This window comes from Tenacibaculum skagerrakense, from assembly GCF_004345825.1.
GTDB classification, from domain to species: domain Bacteria; phylum Bacteroidota; class Bacteroidia; order Flavobacteriales; family Flavobacteriaceae; genus Polaribacter; species Polaribacter skagerrakensis.
The window spans coordinates 178,275-200,629 of the sequence record NZ_SLXM01000004.1 but is presented as its reverse complement, the minus strand read 5'-3'; the positions used below and the strand labels follow the sequence as shown (position 1 = coordinate 200,629).

At 31.5% G+C, this 22,355-nt stretch carries 14 protein-coding genes; all 14 read left to right on the top strand.

The features are described from left to right. Positions 1 to 116 precede the first annotated feature (116 nt). The 14 genes from EV195_RS08570 (at position 117) to EV195_RS08505 (ending at position 22,323) form a co-directional block, all read left to right on the top strand. Positions 117 to 4,346, top strand: coding sequence for a DUF6443 domain-containing protein (locus EV195_RS08570; protein WP_132794535.1), 4,230 nt, complete (start codon positions 117 to 119; stop codon positions 4,344 to 4,346). A 16-nt stretch (positions 4,347 to 4,362) separates the two neighbouring features. Continuing rightward, positions 4,363 to 4,809, top strand: coding sequence for a hypothetical protein (locus tag EV195_RS08565; RefSeq protein ID WP_132794534.1), 447 nt, complete (start codon positions 4,363 to 4,365; stop codon positions 4,807 to 4,809). 3 nt (positions 4,810 to 4,812) lie between these two features. Beyond that, a complete protein-coding gene (locus EV195_RS16940) occupies positions 4,813 to 5,109 on the top strand; it encodes an SMI1/KNR4 family protein (protein ID WP_132794633.1) in 297 nt (98 codons plus the stop codon). 152 nt (positions 5,110 to 5,261) lie between these two features. Next, positions 5,262 to 9,119 carry an RHS repeat domain-containing protein gene (locus EV195_RS08555; protein WP_132794533.1) on the top strand — a complete coding sequence of 1,286 codons (3,858 nt, stop codon included), beginning with the start codon at positions 5,262 to 5,264 and terminating at the stop codon, positions 9,117 to 9,119. A 499-nt stretch (positions 9,120 to 9,618) separates the two neighbouring features. Continuing rightward, positions 9,619 to 10,956 carry a tyrosine-type recombinase/integrase gene (locus EV195_RS08550; protein ID WP_132794532.1) on the top strand — a complete coding sequence of 446 codons (1,338 nt, stop codon included), beginning with the start codon at positions 9,619 to 9,621 and terminating at the stop codon, positions 10,954 to 10,956. Between the two features lie 22 nt (positions 10,957 to 10,978). Continuing rightward, positions 10,979 to 11,248 (top strand): helix-turn-helix domain-containing protein, encoded by a 270-nt coding sequence (locus EV195_RS08545; protein ID WP_132794531.1) that lies wholly within the window; start codon positions 10,979 to 10,981, stop codon positions 11,246 to 11,248. Continuing rightward, positions 11,248 to 11,478, top strand: coding sequence for a hypothetical protein (locus EV195_RS08540; protein ID WP_132794530.1), 231 nt, complete (start codon positions 11,248 to 11,250; stop codon positions 11,476 to 11,478). Before EV195_RS08545 ends, EV195_RS08540 begins: the two co-directional genes overlap by 1 nt. Positions 11,479 to 11,686: 208 nt before the next feature. Then, positions 11,687 to 13,249: a type I restriction-modification system subunit M gene (locus EV195_RS08535; RefSeq protein ID WP_132794529.1), complete on the top strand. Its 1,563-nt coding sequence runs from the start codon at positions 11,687 to 11,689 to the stop codon at positions 13,247 to 13,249. Then, positions 13,239 to 14,441, top strand: coding sequence for a restriction endonuclease subunit S (locus EV195_RS08530; RefSeq protein WP_132794528.1), 1,203 nt, complete (start codon positions 13,239 to 13,241; stop codon positions 14,439 to 14,441). Before EV195_RS08535 ends, EV195_RS08530 begins: the two co-directional genes overlap by 11 nt. A 10-nt stretch (positions 14,442 to 14,451) precedes the next feature. Beyond that, a complete protein-coding gene (locus EV195_RS08525) occupies positions 14,452 to 16,203 on the top strand; it encodes an ATP-dependent nuclease (RefSeq protein WP_132794527.1) in 1,752 nt (583 codons plus the stop codon). 15 nt (positions 16,204 to 16,218) lie between these two features. Then, positions 16,219 to 16,737, top strand: a complete 519-nt coding sequence (locus EV195_RS08520) for a hypothetical protein (RefSeq protein ID WP_132794526.1) — start codon at positions 16,219 to 16,221, stop codon at positions 16,735 to 16,737. A 35-nt stretch (positions 16,738 to 16,772) separates the two neighbouring features. Next, the gene (gene dinD / locus EV195_RS08515) at positions 16,773 to 17,609 is read left to right on the top strand and encodes a DNA damage-inducible protein D (RefSeq protein WP_132794525.1); all 837 of its coding nucleotides are present in this window, start codon (positions 16,773 to 16,775) and stop codon (positions 17,607 to 17,609) included. 105 nt (positions 17,610 to 17,714) lie between these two features. Continuing rightward, entirely contained in the window at positions 17,715 to 20,855 is a 3,141-nt protein-coding gene (locus EV195_RS08510; RefSeq protein ID WP_132794524.1) for a type I restriction endonuclease subunit R, read from the top strand. A gap of 1 nt (position 20,856) precedes the next feature. Then, positions 20,857 to 22,323, top strand: coding sequence for a DUF2779 domain-containing protein (locus tag EV195_RS08505; RefSeq protein WP_165915704.1), 1,467 nt, complete (start codon positions 20,857 to 20,859; stop codon positions 22,321 to 22,323). Positions 22,324 to 22,355: the final 32 nt, after the last annotated feature.

The window sequence follows — 22,355 nt, the reverse complement described above, 5'->3', positions numbered from 1 at the left end:
ATCCGAAAACCTTTGTTCTTAGTTTAGTTAGAAAGGACTATCATATTAATATCTTACCGGAAGCTTATCTCAGCATTTTTTTTACTTTTGCCCAGAAATTAGAAATTTTAATCGCTATGAATTACTTAAGTTCAAGATTTTGCCTTGCGCAAACGCTAACATTATTATACTTTTTATTCTCAGTTACTGTAGCTACTTTTTCACAATCTAACGAAAATTACATTAAGCTAACTGAATACAATTCAGCAACAAGTAATTCTGTACCAGAACACTTAATCTTAAACGAACCTGTCTCTAATATTCATTATTCGGCATCCCAATCGATTACCCTTGAACCAGGTTTTTATGCCACTTCAAATGTTACCTTAAAAATAGGATCAAGTAATTTATTACCAAATCAAGAGAGTATAACCTATTTTGATGGTTTAGGAAAACCTATACAACAAATCGCAATAGGACAATCTCCCGATGGAAAAGACATTATACAACATATAGAATATGATGAATTTGGGAGAATATCAAAACAATTTTTACCCCACGAATACACTGGTGGAACCCCTGGAACATACAGGACAAACGCGGAATGGACTACTAAAACTTATTATAAAGACAATTATCCAGAAGATTTTTTGGGGATAACCGACATAAGTTTAATTAATCCATACTCTCAAAAAACCTATGAATTATCACCACTTAACCGTGTGGAAAAACAAAGTTCTCCAGGGGAACTTTTTAATATGGGCAGTGGTCATGAGTTAAAATTTGAGCATAAAGTAAATTCTTCCAACGAAGTAAGAAAATACACCATTAATTCAGATGGAACTTTGGGAGGAGGGAGCTTATTTTTTGATGAAGGAGAGCTTATTAAGAATGTTACTAAAGGACAAAATTGGAAGCCTTCGGATAATAAAAATTATACCACAGAGGAATTTAGAGATAAATTAGGAAAAATTATATTACGAAGAGTTTATAATGATAATGAGCCTCATGACACATATTTTGTTTACGATTACTTGGATAATTTGAAGTACGTACTTCCTCCAAAGTTAGTTGATGCCTATTCAAATACAATTTATAGTAATTATTCCAATAATTGGTCTTTAAATGATTTTTTACAAGAAGGATCCACTTCAAGTTCATTAAGTTTTGAAATCATTAATGATAATATTAGCATTAATGGAACTATATCTAGTACTAATTTCTCTTCTTTTAGATTAAATCCTTCAACATCTAAAAACATTAATAGTAACACAACTATTCCAAATATGTCTTTAGGAGTTATTAGAGGACATGTAGGTTGGCACTCATTAACAGTATCTCCTATATATGAAGACATTGGGGAGATTAAAATAGAAAATGGAAATTTAGTAATTAATAGAACTAATGATAAATCTTTTTTTAGTGCTACCATTAATGTTTCCCACGCATTATCAAACTCCAGTGCGATTCCTCAAGAAGTTCTAAATAATCTTGCATACCAATATAAATATGATGAATGGAATAGGTTAATAGAGAAAAAATTACCAGAGAAACAATGGGAGTATATAATTTATGACTCGCATGATAAACCTATTCTAACACAAGATGGCTCTTTAAGAGGAGAAAACTTTTGGGCTTTCACGAAATATGATACTTACGGCAGAACTGTTTATACTGGACTATATTCTAGCTCTAAAACAAGAAGTAACCTGCAGTTAGAGGTTGATAATTACATAAACGCTAGTAATAAAAATAATTCCGAAAGTAGAATTACGTCAACAAAAATAATAGGTCAAGTAGCTTTAAATTATGATAACAAAGCATTTCCTACAACAAATATTACTGAAGTATTAGCTGTAAATTACTATGATGATTACAGTTTTTCTGATTCGGATAAACCTTCTATTCCAACTGATGTTTTAAATCAAACAGTTACTACAAGAACAAATGGATTAGTTACTTCTTCATGGATTAAAACATTAAATCAAAATACATGGTCTAAAGCCTATACTTTTTATGATGAAAAAGCTAGAGAGCTGCGAGTATATTCTAAAAACCATCTCGGAGGATATACAATGGTTGATAGTCAAATTAATTTTGGAGGAACCATAAACAAAACTGTTTCAACTCATAAAAAAACAGCTTCAGATGCTTTAGTCACCATTATAGATGAATTTGAATATGACAATGCACTTAGATTAAAAAAACAAACACAACAAATTAACAATGCTCCTAAAGAAACAATTGTTGCTAACAATTATGATGGGACTGGAATGTTATTACAAAAAAAGGTGGGAGGAGCTAATACTTCATTGCAAACATTAGATTATAAGTATAATGTAAGAGGTGCTTTAACTGATATCAACGATGTAAACAGTGATTTATCAACAACTCCTGACAATGATGTTTTTGCATTTAAATTGAATTATGAAAATCCATTAGAAGGTACTGCCAATGTTCCTCAATTATTTAATGGAAATGTTACACAAACTATATGGAAAAACAGTATTGAAAATGACAAACAAAGTTATACATACAATTACGATGCCTTAAGCAGAATTACAAGAGCTAATTACCGAAAAGGAAGTTCTTTAAGTACAGATGCAGAGAAATTCGGACTTTCAAATGTAACATATGATAAAGGAGGGAATATCAATACATTACAACGATCAGGAACAAATGGCCAAATAGATAATTTAACATATTCATATGAAATAATAGATGAACAAACTACTAATAAATTAGTAGATATAACAGACACTACAAACAATCCAGAAGGATATAAAGACACCAATGCTACTGGTGAAAATTATGTATATGATTCTAATGGACGCTTAATTGCAGATAAAAATAAAGGCGTAACGAATATTCGATATAATTATTTAGATCTTCCTACTGAAATTACATTTTCTAATGGAAACAAAATTGAAGTTACGTATGATGCTTCAGGAAACAAATTAGAAAAACTGTTTATAACTTCTAGTGGGAACACAAAAACATTATATGTTAATGGCTTTCAATACCAAAATAATCAATTACAATTTTTTGGCCACTCTGAAGGCTATGCTTACAAAGAAGGAACTCAATTTAAATACGCTTATGTTTACAATGACCATTTAGGTAATAATCGTTTAAGTTATGCAGATGTTGATGGTAATGGAACTATAGATAATAATGAAATACTTACTAAAACTGATTACTATCCTTTTGGTTTAACGCATGAGGGAGAATATATTTCTAGTAGTGGAAGTAACTACAATTACAAATACCAAGGAAAAGAGTTACAACTAGAAAACAATTTACAACAATATGATTTTGGTTCAAGAATTTATGATGGTGCTACAGGTCGTTGGTTTGTAGTAGATCCTCAAGCTGAACAGTTTTATGGCATGTCTCCATATTTAGCAATGGGTAATAATCCTATTATTATTGTTGACCCTGATGGGGAATGGATTCATATACTTGTAGGCGCTGTAATTGGTGGAGTTGTAAATGTTGTTTCTAATTGGGATAATATTGAAAGTTTTGGTGATGGTTTGGCCTATTTTGGTGTAGGTGCTGCTTCTGGTGCGGTTACAGCTGCAACGGGTAACCCTGCTTTAGGAGGTGCTTTACTCGGGTTAGGAAATGGGCTTTATCAAGGGCAATCTGGTATGCAATTGGTCCAATCTACAATAGCAGGTGGTGTTATTTCTGGTGTAGGAGCAGGTTTAGGTAAACTAGTAAGCCCATTAGTTGGTAAATTGGGGGTTAACAAATTAACACAAAACATTACAAATACCTATCTAAAAAATGCTATTAATTACGGGGTTAATAATGCTATAACTGGAAGCGTGGTTGGCGGAACACTTTCTGTTGCTACAGGAGGAAACTTTTATGATGGTGCGAAGCAAGGTTTTGCTTACGGTTTAGGTACTGGTATTGCAGGGGGGCTCTATCAAGGACATAAGGAGTTTAAGCTTAATAAAGCGAGAGAAATAGAATTGGCTCTTGAGAAAGAACTTAAAACTAATCATAAAAACAAACTAATTCTTTTACCAGAAAGAAAGACTGGACATATGAAGCCTTGGAACGAAATGACTCTAAAAGAACAAGGAAAACTAAGACACACATACGATAGAAAACAAAAAGAATTTGGCTTGCCTAATTTTAGGGCCTCAAAGGGAGCACACCATCAAAAAATATTGAATGATAAAATAGCAGAGGTAAGAAATGCAGGAACAAAACAAGGCTTTTTTAGATCTACTGAATGGGTAAATGGTCAAATGACACCAGTTAATAGATCTAATCCAATAATAAATGGAGTAAGACATTATTATTACGAAACATTAGATGGTAAATTTGTTAGTTTTGGAATTATGAAATAATTTATAAAAGATAATTATGCCACAATATGTTGATTGTTACTTTTTAATGGATTCTAGAGATAAGAATATAGTAAAGAATTTTGTAGAACATATTTCTAATGAAACAGAAATAACTTGTGATGATTTTTTAGTAGCAAACGGTAAATTAATAATAGAAGATGTTTTTATTTTGATGAAATATCTAGAGCAAAATGAAAATGAAGTTCAATATTTATATTGGAGAAATAAAAATGAAAAAAGTCCTTACAAATATATCATGGCTTTTTATACAGATGATGGAAAAATAATATTTGGAGTCTCTATGGAAGGAAATTCTCCATTAGATAGTACATTAGAGAGATTATCATTACGAATTAAGTCTTATCTAAAATCAAGTATTGGTTGTATGACTGTAGAAGAGATGCCTCCAGCAAATTCTAGTGAATTTCTTGAGTTCTGTAAACAAAGATATACTTTAAGATAATTTATAAACTACGATAAAATAAAATTAATAATTAAAAACAATTCAAATTTAGTAGCGTTTAGTGAATTTGGAGATGGTACTTCAGATGTATGGATTAAAAAAGCAGAAGCTAGGCTAAAGGTTAAATTCCCTCCATCATATATTTGGTGGTTAAAAAATTATGGCGGTGGAGAAATTAATGGAGAAGAAATTTTTAGCATTTATGAATTAGATTTCGACACCGTTATTGGAGGTGATATTGTTTATATAAATGAATTAAATAGGAAAAATGGAATATCCGATATAAATAAGAACGACTAAGGAGAGATGTATTATTTCAATTCAAAAAATAGAGATACTCATGGAGAATATCCTGTTTTTTTTAGATATAACTGGTAAAAAATATGCAGAAAATTTTATTGATTTTCTAGCTAAAAAACTAAATGAATAAAATTAAAACTCTATTCTAAATTATGAAAAAGATTATTATAAATATATTAATGTTATGTACCTACATTCCGTTTTTTGGACAAACAGAAGCAATAGCTCCTGTTTTACCCGAAAACTCGCCATTTCATTTAGGAAAGGATATTGAAGGTTCTATTCAAAATTCTATCAATAAAGCTACAGGAAAGGTGGTTTTCTCAATTCCTATTTCCTCAGTCACTGCCAATACCGTTGGTACGAATGTATCATTGACATATAATGGTGGTTCAGCTCTAGAGGAAGCAAAAAACACTAATGAGTTCAATCCAACTGGTATCCTAGGAGTTGGATTTACTTTTTCTGTTCCTAAAATAGTTGCAGACCATAAAAATACAGCAACAAGAGAAGATGATACTTTTTACCTCATTGAGGGGAATAGCACTAAATTAATATGCACGGCAAAAACAGAAGAATATTTAGAGTTTAAGCCTGAAAAATATGCTCCTTGGAAGATTAAATATATTATAAAGAAAAGTACTGGCTTTACTCAACTTCCTTCTGGACAATGGGTTGAAACTTTTGCTTATCCTGATAATTGGGAAGTTACAAAGGAAGATGGAACTATATATCAATATGGAGAAGAAGGTACCTCGAAAGGGCATAATTCAAAAGTATATCTTTCAACTTGGGGAAATTGGATAGGAGATTCTAATCAAAGTCCAACAGGAGTAATTACAACACAATGGAATCTCACAGAAATAAGAGATCAGTGGTCGAATCAGATTACTTTTTCATATGAAAAAGTAAATGGAAAACAGAATAATAACCAATTTCAAGATTACCATACAGAAGCAATTTACCTTAAAGAAATAAGCTCTTCAGATAACTCTAAAGTAACTTTTACTTATGGAAATAAGATTCCACAGGAATATTTTGAACCTCATACTGAGCAATCTGAACCTGATGCATATCAAGAAAGATATGAAAAAAAATACTTACAAAACATTCAAACTTTTAATTCTTATGACGAATTAATTTTTAAATATAAGTTGGAATATGATTTAGTAGATATTTCAGATCCTACAAAACCATATATAGGAAAAAGATATTTAACAAAAATCATTCAAGAAAATAAAAATGGAGCTTCTATGCCTCCTCAAGAGTTTGAATATAACTTAACCGGCGATTTTAAAGGAAGTTTAAGTAAAATTATATACCCTACAGGTGGGTCTGTAACTTATAATTATAAGAAGAAAACATTATTCACCAATACAGCTAATAGGTTTACAGGAAACCAACCTAATGTTTCTGGCTATCAATTAAAAGGTTCTTTAAATGTTGGGGACTATGTTTTGGATTTATACAGAACAGATAACCCTGTTAGTGGTGGATTGTATAGATATAAAATAGTTCGTTATCACTGGACTGGATCAAATTGGGCTATGAACGAATATACATTTCCTCACTTATTAACTTGGGGATATGGGGATTTAACTTGGAGATTCGATGGTTTCAAAATGGTTGTTGGTTCTGATTATTATGGTTTTATGTATCATAATAGATCTACTAAAACTGCAAATTTGTATTTATTTCATTTGAAAAATGATGGCAAAACATGGGCCTATTCTTCTCTGTATAATTCATCCATTGAATCTAAAAATGAAAGTCCCTACACAGAAGATCCAAGTTTTTTAAGTGGTAATAATTTTGTTGCTCTAGGCACGAAGAAATCAGGAGAATTAAGGATTTATACATGGAATGGTGCAACTTGGAACTATAAATATATAGAACAAAATCCTGGAGAATATTATTACGCAGCAAGAAATAATTTTATTTTATCATTGAACGAAGATGGAGGAAGAGACCTATCCAATAATTTAACATATTCTGATAATTATTATATTCATTATTTGGATAATGAGAAAAATTGGCACAACAAATCATGGACACAAAATGCATTACAAAATATTAATACTATTGAAAAAGCGAGTTATTTCTATCCTAGTAACGCTTTTACAGCCTTTGTAGCTGATGATAATCCCGAGTATTTTTTTAGATGGGATAAAGATTATAATTTAGTTAATATTGATAATGTACTTGGTGCTTATGATGATCAATTTCCAATTTATAACGTGAATGGGCAGATGTTTGCTATTGATAATACATATAAGCAAGGTTTTAGAAGTCCGAGCAGTTATTTACACAAATTAGCTAGATTTAATGGAGTTAACTGGAGTGTATTAAGTTTGGATAAAGATACTAGGACAAGAGGGTATGCTAAAGATTTAATGTTTCAACAAAGATATCAAACAACTTCCTATTCATTATACAACCCAAATAATAATAACTGGTATACTGGTGATTTACCATATGCCACTAGCACAAGCATTACGGATTATAATCCAAGAACAAGTATTTTCGGAGATTACATTTTTATAGATAAATATTTATACAAATTAAATGAAAACCCTTATTCACCTATTAATTTAAGCCCTTTTACTTATCTTGAGACTACTCCCTTCGATGTCAGATTAGCTGTTTCAAATAAATTGAACAAAGCATACGTTTCATCAGCAGAATTATATCTAGCACCGGGATTTACAGAAACAATCAGGACTAGACTTTACTATATTAACAAAGGAAATGGAAATACCTCTCATATAAATTTAGATGGTAAATTTGGAATGAGCGGTCTTACAGATTTTGGAGGATATTTACAGTTTTTAAATGGTAATTCGATTTACCTGAGAAATAAAGGTACATTTAACCCTTCAGGGCCTAATTCTGATGTATCAACGTATCTGTATCATTTCATTGACAACCGACTTGATCAAAATGTAAATGATATTGTTATAGATTATATCCAAATTGATAATAAACTAGACTCATTGAGAAAAATACAATATTCATTTGATGAGTATTCCTATCTACCTAATGAATCTACTTTTTATGGCAAATCAGTAGTGGAACATAAAGGGTATGGAAATAGTAATAATGGAAAAGTTATTACTTATTTTAATACAGGTATTACTGATATGCGTCTTCTAGGAAGTCCTACCAAAACTGAAGTTAGAGACTCTAATAATTCTTTGCAAAGCGAAATTATATATGATTCTAATATTTTTTTGAAAAATTATACTAATTCCTCTAATATCTCTGTTGGTCAAGGATATTTTGTAAGAACAACGAAGAAAACAGAAAATATAGTACAAGAAAACGGAACATTATCCTCAATCGAAGAATATCAATATAATAGTATCGGGTTACTAGACAAAAAAACGGTAAAATATAGTAATACTGAAAATTCAGTGGTAACAACAACAGAATATGCAAATGAATTATTTCCGTTTTTAAATGAAAAAAATATTGTAAATCAACCCGCAAGATTGGCACAAAAAAGAGGTAATAACACGATTGGAATATCAGAAACAAAATGGAAAGAAGAAAACAATAGAGCTTTTCCATATCAAACTTTAGCCGGTGTTTCTTCAACTAAAATTTTAACTGAAATAACGAAAGTCAGTAATTTTGGTCTTGCTCAAGAGGAAAGTAATGGAAAAGGTATTTTTAATGTAAACTTATTAGGATATAATAATAAATATCAAGTAGCGAAGATTAATAACGCAACTTATAATCAAGTTATATCTAATTTAGATGTATCTTATACTGTGTTACAAACCTTAAATTCCAATTCTTTAAAAACTGAGTTATTAAAATTATATTCTAGGTTACCAAATGCATCTATAACACTATCCTTATATGACAATAATGGTAATTTAACTTCAAATATTGATGCAAGAAAAGAAGAAGTTCATTATTTTTATGATGATTATAACAGACTAATTTACACTACTGATTCTGATGGAAATAAATTAACCCTAAGAGAATATAACTTTAAACAATAATAGTACCCCAAAACAATAAAAGAGCTTAGTTTTAAGTTCTTTTATTGTTTTTATTTTGATATTAAACATTAGAAATAAATTACAAAAAACCTAAAAAAAGGACTTTACATAAACTAAAGATACCTTTCAATCAGATTTGGCTTTTTGAACCATCCTTATAAGGAATTTGCTTAGAATGTCTATTCTCTTTTTGTATTAGAGCAGATATTTATTGTTCTTCTATAAGTCCAAAAAATAAAGCATAAAAAAACTCATCAACAAAAAATGATGATGAGTATTATAGTAGCGGGAGCTGGACTCGAACCAGCGACCTTCGGGTTATGAGCCTTACGCTATATGGTTTTATATGGTTCTAAATGTATTTATTTAGCTAATCATCAGTAAACTAACTATTTCAAAAAACCACTTAAAACCATGTAAAACCACTAAATGTTTTACAAATGTTTTACAACAATTCAAAACCTTTGCGTATATTTATAGTTCCAAAACCACTATAAATATGGCAACAGTAAAGATACTCCTTTGGAAACACTACAAAAAGAAAGATGATAAATATCCTATTGCGCTCCGTATTACAAAAGACCGTAAACCGCGATATATATTTACAGGAAAGTATATCTTAGAGAAAGATTGGGATCCCATATTATGTAAAGTAAAAAAATCGCATCCCAACTCCGCAAGGCTCAATAACTATCTTTTAAAGAAACTCGCCGAAGCCGACGACACACTGCTTGAAGCCACTTCAAATAATGAGATGGTTTCAACAAAACAAATACAGAAGAAAGTAAAACGAAAAGGTAAGAATGTATCGTTCTTTCAGCACGGTGCTCAGCGAGTAAAAGATAAATATGATAAGGGTACATTTTCAGTTGCTCGATCTGAACTTTCAATCCTATATAACATTAAAGAATTTATGAACCTCAGCGAAACTGGTTCAAAACAAAGTATCATAGATGGCATAAAGGAGCGCAGAAAGTCTCGTCACAAAAAGGGCATGAACCCGAAGACCTCAATCATGTTAGGAATAAAGAGTTTTGAAAAAGATGAGACACTCTATTTTTCAGATGTAGATATGGCCTTTATTAATAAGTTTAAATCGTTTTGTAGTACCTACCTCAATCATAAAGAACGAACACTTACTAATCAATTAATTTTTATCCGAACACTCTACAACAATGCTATCAAAGAGGGAATAGCTAATGAAAAGTTCTATCCCTTTGCAGGAGACAAAGAAAAAATTAGAATTAAAAGCAGTCTCAAAATTGGATTAACCAAAGAAGAGGTTACTAAAATAGAAAACCTTGAAGCCGAAATAGACAGTACTATTTGGCACACAAGAAACGTTTGGCTCTTCTCCTACTATTTTGCAGGGATACGAATTTCAGATGTTCTTATGATGCGATGGTCAGATTTTGTTGATGAAAGACTTATGTACGTCATGAATAAAAATGATAAAACAGTAAGCCTTAAAATTCCAGACAAAGCTCAAACTATCATTGACCATTACAAGAACGATAAGCAATCGAAAAGTGATTTTGTTTTTCCGTTTCTCAAGAAAGCAAATCAAAAAGACCCAGAGGATGTTTTTGTAAAAGCACGAAACGCCACCAGTCTTTTTAATAAATACTTAAAGCGTATCGCATCACAATGCGAGATTGACAAGAACCTATCAAACCACATTGCAAGGCACACCTTTGGTAACATTGCTGGAGATAAGATTAATCCTTTGATGTTACAAAAGCTCTACCGCCACACGGATTTAAAAACAACAATTGGATATCAAGCCAACTTCATAAATAAGGATGCAGATGATGCACTTGATGCCGTTATCAATTAACAGAATTTTTTATCTTTAACACATGGAAGTAATTTGTTTACAAGATGAAGCCTTTTATAAGCTCATCGAAGATGTTGTAGAACGCTTAAAAGAAAAGCAAAATATCACACACGACAAGTGGATATCACCTGAACGTGCTATGGAGGTTCTCAATATTAAAAGTAAAACGACACTTCAAAAACTAAGAGACGAGGGGCAGATTACTTTTTCTCAGCCACAAAAGAAAATCATTCTCTATGATTATGACTCTATCTTGGATTACTTAAAATCACATTCTAAATCATCGTTCTAATGAATATGGAAAAATATATTAAAGGTTTCAACGATGGTTATCTTTTGAAAGAGCACAAACCAGAGCTTTTAGAGAACATTTTAAACACCACTTCTTCCAATGATTATATTCAAGGACTCAAGGATGGAGAGCGTGAGTTTAAGAAACAAAAAGTAAAATCAAGAACGCAAGAGTTAGATGATTTGAAAAGTTTGAAATCTAAAAAACGTGATCTTGATTTAGAGCGATAGTAGTCGTTCAAAATATTCTTTTCCCTAATTCAAAACTTAAGAACTAAGAATTTGTTAAAATTGGATATTTTCCTATCTTTAGGAATCTAAATTACTCCCTAATTTATAACGAATTATAGCTCTAAAAAAGAGGACTTTTGAGACAGTACTGTTTGGGCAATTAGTAAAACAATGTAAAATAAATATAAGCGTGTAATCGCATCTCTATATGGCAAAAAAAACAACAACCAAAAAACAAAAATCTATTGAAGAAACACTTTGGGATTCAGCAAATAAACTTCGTGGAACAGTAGAATCCTCGGAATACAAACATGTGGTACTAAGTCTAATTTTCTTAAAATTTGCGAGTGATAAATTTGAAGAACGCAAACAAGAATTAATCACTGAAGGAAAGGACAAATACCTTGAGATGAAAGAATTCTACAATATGAAGAATGTCTTTTTCTTACCTAAAGAATCAAGATGGAGCTACATTATAGAGAATGCCAAACAAGATGATATTGCTCTAAAAATAGATACTTCACTTCATACTGTAGAAAAAAATAATCCAGCTCTAAAAGGCGCCTTACCAGATAACTATTTCTCACGTTTAAATATGGACGTGAGTAAGTTAGCCGCACTACTCGACACCATCAACAATATAGATACGCTTAAAGACAAAGAACAAGATATTGTAGGGCGTGTTTACGAATATTTTTTAAGCAAGTTTGCACTTGCTGAAGGAAAAGGGAAAGGAGAATTCTATACACCTAAAAGTATTGTAAATCTCATTGCTGAAATGATAGAACCTTACAAGGGCATTATCTATGATCCTGCATGTGGTTCTGGTGGTATGTTTGTACAATCTATCAAGTTTATTGAAGCGCATAATGGCGACAAAAAAGCCATTTCTATTTACGGACAAGAGTACACTTCTACTACCTATAAACTAGCTAAAATGAACTTGGCAATAAGAGGTATCGCAGCAAATTTAGGAGATGTGCCTGCGGATACTTTTGCCAAAGACCAGCATAAAGATTTAAAAGCTGACTTTATTATGGCTAATCCGCCATTTAACCAAAAGGATTGGAGAGCCGATAATGAGCTTTTAGACGACCCACGTTGGAAAGGTTATGACGTACCACCAAAAAGCAACGCTAATTATGGGTGGATTTTAAACATGGCATCTAAACTCTCACAAAATGGTGTAGCTGGATTTATCTTGGCAAATGGTGCACTTTCTGGTGGTGGTGAAGAATATAAAATCAGAAAGAAACTCATTGAAAATAACCTTGTAGAAGCTATTGTTATTTTGCCTCAAAACATGTTTTATACTACTGGTATTTCTGTAACGCTTTGGATTTTAAATAACAACAAAAAAGAACGTGTAGTCAAACTTCCTGACGCCACGCGCAATTACAGAAACAGAGAGGATGAAATCCTATTTATGGATTTAAGAGAAATTGGTGAACCTTTTGAGAAAAAATTTATTCAATTCTCACCAGACCAGATAGAACAAATATCTAAAACTTACCACAACTGGCAACAAAAAGATTCTGACTATGAAGATGTACCTGAATTCTGTTACAGTGCAAAAAAAGATGAAGTAAATTCTAAAGACTACTCATTAGTACCAAGTAAATACATAGAATTTGTTAACAGAGATGAAAACATCAATTTTGATGACAAAATGAAAGCGTTACAAACTGATATCGCTGATTTATTAAAACAAGAAGCAGAATCGAAAGAAGACTTATTAGCTGTTTTTAAAGACTTAGGTTATGAGTTATAAAAACAGAGTAAACTTTAAACCTTTATCTGAATTTATTAAGAGAGTTAATATTAAAAATAAGGATGGTAAAGTTTCAGAACTAAAAGGTATTAATATAGATAAGTTCTTTATGCCTTCTGTTGCAAATGTTGTTGGTACAGATTTAACAAGATACAAAGTTGTAAAACCACAACAGTTTGCTTGTAATAGAATGCACGTCGGTAGAGATTATCGGTTACCAATAGCAGTTTCAAAATTTGATAAAAATATTATTGTTTCTCCTGCTTATGATGTTTTTGAAATTATAGATACGAATAAATTAAACCCTGAATATTTAATGATGTGGTTTTCTCGTTCTGAGTTTGATAGAAATTGTTGGTTTTATACTGATACAGATGTTAGAGGAAAATTAGGTTGGGATTCTTTTTGTGAAATTGAATTACCAATCCCATCTATAGAAAAACAAAACGAAATTGTAAAAGAATACAACATTGTTATAAATCGTATAAAACTGAATGAGCAACTCAACCAAAAACTAGAGAAAACCGCTCAAGCCTTATACAAATATTGGTTTGTGGATTTTGAGTTCCCAAATAAAGAAGGCAAACCTTATAAATCATCAGATGGTGAAATGGTTTATAATGAGGAGTTGGACAAGGAGATTCCTGTTGGGTGGGAAGTAAAGACATTTTCAGATGTAGCAGAAATTAGTGCTGGTGGAGATAAACCAAGAGTTTTTTCAGGGTTTAAAACCAAAGAATGTCATGTGCCAATATTCTCTAATGGTGTTACTGAAGAAGGGCTTTATGGCTTCACTAATGTAGCTAAAATTTTAAAAAATAGTATTACTATTTCCGCAAGAGGAACTATAGGTTATACCGTATTAAGAAATGAGCCGTTTGTTCCAATAGTAAGATTAATTGTATTAACACCAAAAAATGAAAATCATACAAGCTATATTTTTAAGTATATAGAAAACTTTGATTTCAACAGTTCAGGGTCTGTTCAAAAGCAACTTACAAAACCAGATTTATCTGTTTTAAAAATTCTTGTGCCGAAATTTTCTTTATTAAATTTATTCGAATCTCAATTCAATTCTATAAAAAAAGAAACAATTAAAAGAAAACAAGAAATAGAGTTATTAAATGAATTTGAATCTATAATACTTGCAAAAATGACCAAGGTTGAGGTTGAAAAAGAAATGATTAATTAAGAAACAAATTATGAGAATAATATCGTTTGGAGTAAACAATTTTAGAGGAATATCAGGAGGAATAGAAAATAATACTATTGAATTTAAAGATTCGAATACTATTTTTCTAATCGGGCAAAATAATGTTGGAAAATCTAGCTTTTTAAAAGCTTATGATTTTTTTTACAAAAACATAAGTGTAACACCTGAGGATATTTTTAGGATTGACCCAGAAAATCAAATAGAATTTGAACTTGTACTACAATTAGATGAATTTGATTTTAAAAAAGAAGCTATAAAAAATAAGAAAGAAGGATTAAAAAAATGGCTGAATGAAGATAATTTACTTAGAATAAGAAAAGTAATTAAACCAAAAGCAGGTAAAAAGATAACTTTTGAAAAAACTGAAAATTTAACTTGGGATTTTGAAAATGAAAAGTGGGAGAAAAAAAATTATGGAGGCATTGGGCTTGACAGTGTTTTTCAAGCTGCATTACCAACTCCTATTTTCATCAAGGCAATGCCAACTGAATCTGAAGTTGAACTAATTATTAATGAAATTTTAAAGCAAAAGGCAAAACTAAAGCTAGAAGATAAAGAAAGGCAAGAATTAAAAGAAGCACAAGAAAAAATTCAAGAACTTCAAGATAAGATATACAATCCAGAATCAATTTCTTCATATAAAGAAGAGGTTAATAAAAATTTTCAAGAACTGTTTCCAAATACAAAAATTGAACTTGAAGAAAAAGATAAAATTAAATGGACAGAAAATTCGATAGGTAAAAGTTTTTCAATTCATTTTGAAAAGAATAATGAAAATGGAGAAAAAGACGAATCTATTCCTACTAATTATGACAAAATAGGGCATGGTGCTGTCCGTTCAGCAATCTTTTCCTTGCTCTTAATGAAGGATATTGCTGAAGAGTTTGAAAGAGTTGAAAATAGAAAAGATTATATTGTTTTATTTGAAGAACCAGAACTTTTTCTTCATCCAAAACTAATGAAACAGTTAAGGTCTTTGATTTACAAAGTAAGCGAAACAGAATCTCCTTATCAAATTATTTGTGCTTCACATTCTCCACAAATGATTGATATCACAAAAGAAAAATCATCCTTAGTAAGGATGGTTAAGAGCAATTCTGAAACAAGGCTTTATCAAATAAATGATGAATTTTTAAAGCAATCAAAAAAGGTTCAAACCAAAGATGAATTAAAACAAGAAATGAATGAAGTTTTAAGGTTTAACCCTTTTATTTGTGAGTCGTTTTATGCAGATGAAGTCGTTTTAGTAGAAGGGCCTACAGAAGAAATTATTTTAAGAGGTTACTTGACTGAGACTAATCCTAATAAGGATTTGTTTATTGTTAATTGTGGTACTGTTAATAATATTCCTTTTTATCAAAAAGTATTTTCAAAATTTTCAATAAAATATCATGTTATCTGTGATACAGATGCTTCTGTACAAAATGGAAATGATGAAAATGGATTACCAATTTTTGATTCTGGTATTCAAAAAACTATCTACACTCAATTTAGCTCTGATTATATAAAAGAAAATTATGAAACAGGATTATTTTTACTACATAGAACAACTTTTGAACCTGCTCATCAAGATGTAAACGTAAATGAAGACTTAAGATATCCTGATGATTATAATGTTTCAGATGGGAAACCTTATAATGCTAATTTGTATTGGAAAAATAAGCTACAACCTAATTTAGATAGGAAAGAGATTTTAAGTGTTCCTATAATTAAATATATAAGAGATATAATTAACCTATAGTTTAACAAAATAAATTTGAAAGCAATAAATAAACAAAACTTCCTCATAGAAGAAATTTGGTTACTCACTTTTGGTGGTGCGTTTCAGCACAGCGGTATTTATAAAGCAAATACTAAAGAAAAAGAGCGTACCTATTTTAGAAACATGCTTAAGGGCTATATCGAGCAAATTGTTTTAAAAGAGTATAAACAGTATGTTTCAGATGAAGATCATTTGGAGAATATTATTAGTATTTCAAATTATACAGCATCCTTTAAAGACGTACCCAAGGCACCAATTAATGTTGGTATTAGCCAAAAACTGCTCAATCTAGCTTTAAAATACTACTGGTGTTTAGGGTTGTTGCCAGAGCCACCTCATTTTCCTATAGATAGAATTATTCAACAAAAAATATATAAACAACCGTTAATTAATTGGACTCAATTAGATGATATAAACATCTATATGCAAATAATTAACGATGCTAGGGTTTTGGCAAAGCAAAACAATTTGAGTTTGGCGCAATGGGAATTAGAGAATTTTAATAGACGATAATAGCGTAACGCCTATTAGTATAAATAAACAACATTATGAAAACCGAAATTATACATACACTCACTAATAATTTTGAGGCACATGCACATACTACAGACCAAGGTGTAGAGTTTTGGTTGGCTAGAGATGTACAACACTTATTGGATTATACAAAGTGGGATAATTTTCAGAATGTAATTTCTAAAGCAAAAACAGCTTGCGAAGTTTCTGGTCAAAACATCTCAGACCATTTTGCCGACGTCGGGAAAATGGTCACAATTGGTTCTGGTGCCGAAAAAGAAATTGCAGACATTATGCTCACACGTTTTGCTTGTTATTTAATAGCACAAAACGGAGACCCAAGAAAAGAAACCATTGCATTTGCACAACGTTATTTTGCTACACAAACACGTAAAGCAGAATTAATAGCTCAAAAAATGACAGAATTTGAGCGTATCCAAGCAAGAAACAAGCTAAAGCAAACAGAAAAAGAACTCTCTCAAGTAATTTTTGAACAAACAGGCGGCAACAAAAACTTTGCGCTTATAAGAAGTAAAGGTGATATGGCATTATTTGGGAGAAGTACCCAACAAATGAAAAATAAGTGGGATATTAAAAACAAACCATTGGCAGATTATATGCCTACCATTCTATTAAAAGCAAAAGATTTTGCTACTGAAATTACAATCTTCAACGCCAAGGATAAACAAATGAAAACTGAAGATGCTATTTCGCGAGAGCATATCACAAACAATAAAACAGTTCGTAAAACCTTATTATCTCGTGGTATTGTGCCTGAAAATCTTCCGCCTGAAGAAGATATTGCCAAAGTAGAACGAAAGTTAAAAAGCGAGGACAAGAAAAATTTAAAAAATCCTGATAAACTAAAATAGACCATCTTTTGTGCAGTCACAGAAGATATCTAAAAAAATAAAATTTAGAATTTTGAGATAGCCAAGAGGTATTTAAATCTCGATTATCGAGTAATCAGAAAGACTATGAAATTTACAGAATATCAACTAGAAAAAGCATTTATAGAATTACTCAAAGCGGAAGACATTCCGCATATTAATGGTGCAACAATTTCTCGGGATATTCAGGAGGTTCTTATTGAAGATGATTTAAAATCATTTTTACTATCTCAATATAAAAGTGATAATCTAACAATCGCTGAAGCAGATCAGATTGTAAGACGACTTAAAACCTACTCGGCTTCAGATTTATATGAAAGCAATAAGTCTATAATGAAATTGGTGGCAGATGGATTTTCATTTAAGCGAGAAGATCGAAGTCAAAAAGACATTTGGATTTACCTCATCGATTTTTCAGAAAGAAATCAAAATAGCTATAAATTCGTTAATCAATTAGAAATTGTTGGATACGAAAAAAGAATTCCAGACGGTATTTTATACATAAACGGATTACCGTTAGTAGTTTTTGAGTTCAAGACTGCTATAAGAGAAGAAACTTCTATTCATGAGGCCTATGTACAATTAACTACTCGTTACAAACGCGATATACCTGAACTATTTAAATACAATGCCTTTTGCGTGATTAGTGACGGCGTCAATACTAAAGCTGGGTCATTTTTTGCGCCTTATGAGTTCTTTTACGCTTGGCGCAGGGTATCTGGCCTTAATAAGGATGTAGATGGTATAGATGCGATGTACACCCTTGTTCATGGAATGTTTAATCATGATGACCTCAGAGGTATTATTCGTAATTTTATTTACATTCCAGATGCTTCAAAAAAAGATGAAAAAATTGTTTGTCGCTACCCACAATACTATGCGGCAACAAAATTATATGAAAATATAAAAGCACATCAAAAACCACTTGGCGACGGAAAGGGTGGTACTTATTTTGGTGCAACAGGATGTGGTAAAAGTTTTACCATGCTATTTTTAACACGTCTTTTAATGAAGAGCGTGCATTTTAGTAGTCCAACTATAGTGCTTATTACCGATAGAACTGATTTAGACGATCAATTATCTGGGCAATTTACTAATGCCAAAGGCTACATAGGAGATAATAATATTATAAGCGTAGAGAGCAGAGAACATCTACGCAAAGAAATACAAGGCAGACAAAGTGGTGGTGTGTTTTTAACCACCATCCATAAGTTTACAGAAGATACAGAACTACTTACTGACCGAACAAATGTTATTTGTATTTCAGATGAAGCACATCGAAGCCAAACTAACTTAGATCAAAAAGTGACCGTAACAGAAAATGGTGTAACTAAAACGTACGGCTTTGCAAAATACCTTCACGATTCTTTACCAAACGCTACCTATGTTGGATTCACAGGGACACCGATAGATTCTACCTTGGATGTCTTTGGAGAAATCGTAGACAGTTATACCATGAACGAATCTGTAAAAGACGAAATTACGGTACGATTAGTTTATGAAGGAAGAGCAGCCAAGGTGCTACTTCAAAATGAAAAATTAAATGAAATTGAAGCTTACTATGACCAATGTGCAGAAGAAGGTGCCAATGAATATCAGATAGAAGAAAGTAAAAAGGCTACGACCAATATGAATGTCATTATTGGCGATCCAGACCGCATAAAAGCAGTTGCTAAAGATTTTGTAAATCATTATCAAAATCGTGTTGATGAAGGTGCTACTGTTAAGGGAAAAGCCATGTTTGTGGCAAGTAGCCGACATATAGCTTATGACCTTTATAAAGAAATTATTGCCTTAAAACCAGAATGGGCTGAAATAAAAACACACGAAGAGGGAAGTCAGCTTACCGATAAAGAAAAGAAGGAAGTAAAACCTATTGAGCGGATTAAACTGATAATGACGCGCGGAAAAGATGATCCTAAAGAGTTGTACGATATGTTAGGAACAAAGGAATATCGAAAAGAATTAGATAGGCAATTTAAGAATGCGAAATCCAACTTTAAAATTGCTATTGTCGTTGATATGTGGCTCACAGGATTTGATGTTCCATTTTTAGATACTATTTACATTGACAAACCTATTAAGCGACATAACCTTATTCAAACCATCTCTCGCGTAAACAGAAAATTTGCAGGAAAAAATAAAGGGCTTGTTGTTGACTATATTGGTATTAAAAAACAGATGAACCTAGCCTTAGCGGAATTTGGAAAAGTCGATGGACAGGACATTGAAGAGGTTGAAAAATCAATAATAGTAGTCAAAGACCATATAAACTTATTACAAAAAATCTTTTATAAGTTTGACAGTTCTGGTTATTTTAAAGGTAATCCAATAACTCAATTACAAACTCTCAATAAGGGAGCTGAATTTGTACAACTTACCCAGGAGTTAGAACGTCGTTTTATGGATTTGGTAAAGCGTCTAAAAGCAGCTTATGATATATGTGCAGGTAGTGATGCCTTTACTGATAATGAAAGAGACCATATTCATTTTTATTTAGCCATTCGTTCAATTGTCTTCAAATTAACAAAAGGAAACGCACCAGATACTGCTCAAATGAATGCTAAGGTTCGTAATATGATAACTGAGGCACTGCAAAGCGATGGTGTAGAAGAAATTTTTAAAATGGGTGATGAATCTCAAACTGAAATAGACATTTTTGATGAAGATTATCTAGCTAAGATTGAAAAAATTAAGCTACCAAATACCAAAATTAAATTACTGCAACAGTTACTTGCAAAAGCTATTGGAGAACTGAAAAAAGTAAACAAAATTAAGGGAATTGATTTTTCTAAAAAGATGCAATCTTTAGTAGAAAAGTACAACGAACGCAAAGAAAGTGATGTTTTGCGAAGTGAGGTTTTAGAGGATTTTACCGATGAAATTATTGACTTGTTCTACGAGCTCAAAAAAGAGAAAGATTCCTTCAAAGATCTTGGAATTGATTTTGAAGAAAAAGCATTCTACGATATTTTAAAAGCACTAGCCGTAAAGTATGATTTTGAATATCCAGAAGAAAAACTTTTGCACCTTGCTAAAGAAGTGAAGCAAGTAGTAGATGACAAAGCAAAATATACCGACTGGAGTAAACGAAGTGATTTAAAGGCAGAACTGAAAGTAGATTTAATAATTCTTTTAGCAGAAAACGATTATCCACCAGTAGATAGGGATGAAGTTTATAAAGAAATTTTTGAGCAGGCAGAGAATTTTAAGAAATATAACAAGTAAAATGCACCAACTAACCAAAACAGACTTTATTCAATATCTCAATTGCCCTAAATCATTATGGCTTTTGAAAAACAAACCTGAAGACTTCCCGAAAGGTGAGTTTTCTTTGTTTTTGGAGAAATTGATTAAAGAAGGTTATGAAGTCGAAGAATACGCACAGAAACTCTTTCCAAGTGCTGTAAAGCTTCCTGATTTTGGTTCAGCAGAGTTAACCAAACAAGAGATAGAAAAAGGAAAAACACAATTTTTTCAAGCTACTTTTGAAACCCAAAAAGGCATTTTTGCTCGTATTGATATCCTTGAGAAAAAGCAGGATGATACTTGGCATATTTATGAAGTTAAGTCATCTACCAGTGTTAAAAAGGACAAAAAACATAACCATCTCAAAGATGCTTGTTTTCAAAAACATGCCATGATCGAGAATGGTTATAATGTTTCTCAAGTGTCTATAATTCATCTGAACAAAGACTATGTTAGACAAGGCGATATAAATCCACATCAGCTCTTAGAGATAGAAGATGTTACAGAGCAAATTAATGACCTCTACTCTAGTGTTGTAAATCAAATTAATGGTGCAGTAACCTTCATCAACAAAGAAACCATTAGCTTAAATACCTGTACTTGTCGAGAAGACACACGATCAAATCATTGTGACAGTTTCAAGTATTTTAACCCTGATATTCCAGATTATAGTATTTACGAGATTGGAAGAATTTCAGCCAAAAAAGTGATGGAACTCATCGATCAAGATATTTTAGCTATTTCGGATATTCCTAGCGATTATACGTTCAATGACAAACAGCAATTACAGGTTGAATCAGTGAGGCAAAATCAACCTATTATAGATCACAAGGAAATTCAAAATAAACTTTTAACATTAGAATTTCCACTTCATTTCATTGATTACGAAACCTATGCCAGCGCAATTCCTAGAATTGATGGTGTTAGACCACATCAACATATTCCATTTCAGGTATCTATTCACACGATGCAAACAGACGGCTCGATACAGCACTTTGAATTTTTAGCCAATGAACTAGAGCTACCAAATAAACTTAATGAGTTTATGGAATCTTCAACAGGGAAATCAGGTACTTTTATTTCATGGCATGCTAGTTTTGAAATGAGCAGAAACAGAGACATGATAACAATGCTTCCACAATGCGAAGACTATTTAACCTACATGAATAGTAATATGTTTGACCTTGAAGACATATTTAAAACTGATTATGTTGATTATCGATTCCATGGGTCAACCTCTATTAAAAAGGTATTGCCAGTGTTATTACCTGAATTAAGCTATGACTCCTTAGAAGTTCAAAATGGAACCATGGCTTTAGATATTTGGGGACGACTAGTTTTAGATAATGATTATATTGAAGACAAAGCAGAAGTTAGAAAAAATTTGCTTGAGTATTGTGAGTTGGATACTTTTGCGATGGTCGAGATTTATCGTTATTTACAGTAATATTACAGTCATGTTAGACCAAATCCAAAACT